This is a genomic window from Ornithinibacter sp. (assembly GCF_035443565.1).
In the GTDB taxonomy this organism is placed as follows: Bacteria; Actinomycetota; Actinomycetes; order Actinomycetales; family Dermatophilaceae; genus Fodinibacter.
In genome coordinates this window covers 1-2,553 of the sequence record NZ_DAORSO010000232.1, presented here as the reverse complement: position 1 = coordinate 2,553, position 2,553 = coordinate 1, and the positions used below count along the sequence as shown (strand labels likewise).

The 2,553-nt window shown below is 72.7% G+C and carries 2 protein-coding genes; both read right to left on the bottom strand.

Annotated features, from left to right (window positions below):
- Window positions 1-694: phosphoribosylformylglycinamidine cyclo-ligase (purM, locus tag PLL68_RS13785; RefSeq protein ID WP_324535034.1), on the bottom strand; the 694-nt coding region annotated here is incomplete at its 3' end.
- A 29-nt stretch (window positions 695-723) separates the two neighbouring features.
- Window positions 724-2,352 carry a glycosyltransferase family 39 protein gene (locus PLL68_RS13780; RefSeq protein WP_324535032.1) on the bottom strand — a complete coding sequence of 543 codons (1,629 nt, stop codon included), beginning with the start codon at window positions 2,350-2,352 and terminating at the stop codon, window positions 724-726.
- Between the last annotated feature and the right edge of the window lie 201 nt (window positions 2,353-2,553).

Genomic DNA, 2,553 nt, shown 5'->3' with positions numbered 1-2,553 from the left:
TCGGCTCGAGGAGCTCTTCGCCCAGGGTGCGCCCGAACTCGTCGACGTGCCGGTCCAGGGCCCAGCCTGCGTGGGCGATGACCCGGCGCACGAGGGAGTAGCCGTTGGAGTGCAGGCCGCTGCTGGCGAGGCCGAGGACGACATCACCGGGGGCGGCCCGCTGCGGGCCGAGGACGTCGGCGTACTCGACGACACCGGTGGCGGCACCCGCCACGTCGTACTCGTCGACGCCGAGCAGTCCGGGGTGCTCGGCGGTCTCGCCGCCGACCAGGGCGACGCCGGCCTGCTCGCACGCGCGGGCGATGCCCGACACGATGGCCGCGATGCGCTCGGGCACGACCTTGCCGCAGGCGATGTAGTCGGTCATGAACAGCGGCTCGGCGCCGCACACGACGATGTCGTCGACGACCATCCCGACGAGGTCGAACCCGATGGTGTCGTGCCGGTCGAGGGCCTGCGCGATGGCGACCTTGGTGCCGACGCCGTCGGTGCTCGTGGCGAGCACGGGGCGTGCCATCCGGGCGATCGCGCTGGCATCGAACATTCCCGCGAAGCCCCCGAGGCCTCCGAGCACCTCGGGCCGGGTGGCCCGGCGCACGCTGGCCTTCATCAGCTCGACGGCCTTGTCACCGGCCTCGACGTCGACGCCTGCCCCGGCGTACGTGATGGAGGTCTGCTCACGGGGGTCGCTCACGACGTGAAGCCTACTGGCGGCGGGCACTCTCAGCGGGACGGGTGGTCAGCCACCGCGGACAGGGCAGTGCCGGCCGGGGCGCTCTGGCACGACACCACCCAGAGCCGCGTGTCGCTCAGACGCCTGTCGCGGGTTCGGGGCCCCGCCGTGCACTGCCCGTCCACGGCCTCGAGGAAGCGGTCGGCTGCGGTCGAGCGCAGCGAGAGCAGCACGACTCGCACTGGTTCTCCCGTCGGCGGAACGGCCGCGGAACCACTGGCTGCCACCGCGGGATCACTCGTTCGTGGTGGGCCGACGGACGTGATCGACCGGGTGATGTCGGCGAGGTCACCGCTCACGGCTCGACGGTCCAGCTCGGCCGCGAGCGCGTCGTCGCCCCACGCGCGGGCCAGCACACCCGCGTACCCGCCCCACCCGAGCCGTTGCTCGATGACGAGGAGGTCGCCGGGCTCCAGCACCTCACCGACGGCCTCGGCGAGAGCAGAGGGCGGATCGACCGACCACTTCGTCGTGGTGACTCCCTCACCGACGGGGCGCACCTCGACGCGCAGGGGCAGCAGCCCCGCAGCGACGACTGCCGCGGCGAGGAGGAGGGCCGAGACCGGTCGCCGCCAGGAACCACGTGGCCCTGTCTGAGCGGCCGACGCCCGGCCGGCGACCACGTCGGCGGCCGCACCGGCCAACCCGCCGACCAGGAGGGCGACACCCGTCGGCACGAGGAACAGGTATCGCGGGAAGAAGGCCGGCTGGAGGAGGGCGCTCACGAGGCCCAGCAGAAGGGGTGGCCCCAGCACCAGCGCCGTCCCGACGCCCCACCACGGTGCCCACCGCCTCGCGACGACGAGGGCCAGGCCCACGAGGAAACCCACGACACCGAGCCACGCGGCCGACTCGTGCTGGAGCCCGAGAACCATCTCCGCCATGGCCTGAGGACCGATGTCGGAGATCCAGCCGACCTGCCCCTGCTGGCCCCTGGCGCTCACGGCCATCAGGAGCGCCAGGCCCCCCGCACCCGCCCACGCCGTGGTGAGTCGTCGCCAGCGGCGCCGGGTACGTGAGGTGGCCGCGAGCGCGACGTGCGCAGGCAGTGCGAGCACGGCGAACGGCTGGAGCAGCAGAGATGCGGCCACGAGCACGGCGTGGATCACCCACGGCTTCGGCCCGTCGTGCTCGAGGGCGAGGTGAAGGACCAGCAGGGCGAGCACCGCAACCAGTGAGACGAGGGCGTACGGGCGGGCCAGGATCGCGATGGTCCCGGTGAGTGGGGCGACCCCCACGACCAGACCCGCGACGGCTCCTCCCACCGGACCGCCCAGCCGCCCGCCCAGCACCGCGACGACGGCGACGAGGCAGACCGTCGCCAGCACCGATGGCACCCGGAGAGCGACCGTACTGTCACCAGCCATCGCGATCCACCCCTTCATCACCAACAGGTGGGGCAGCAGGATCCGGTCGACGTGGTCGGTCGCGCTCAGCAGCTGGGGAAGGGCAAGGGTCGCGAGCTGGACCGTGGCTGCTTCGTCACGGAACAAGGGCACCTGACCCGACGCCGACACGAGCGGAGGTGCGACGGTCAGGGCAGGCACGCTCGCGATGAGGACCCGCACCCACACCGGTGCCCTGGCCCACGCGGGGTGGACCCCCGGGGAGGTCTGCATCAGAGCGCGGCGGCGGCATCCAGGCTCGGTGACCGCACGGCATCCGACGCCGAGGTCTGCACGAGGGGCTCGCTCACGCGCTGAACCCTACCGGCGAGCCACACCACCCGGGGCCCATCGCAGTCCGTCGTCGGACCATGCCCAGAGTGCTACCTTGTGACGCATGGAACCCGGCGACAGCGTCATCTTGACGCACCTGCG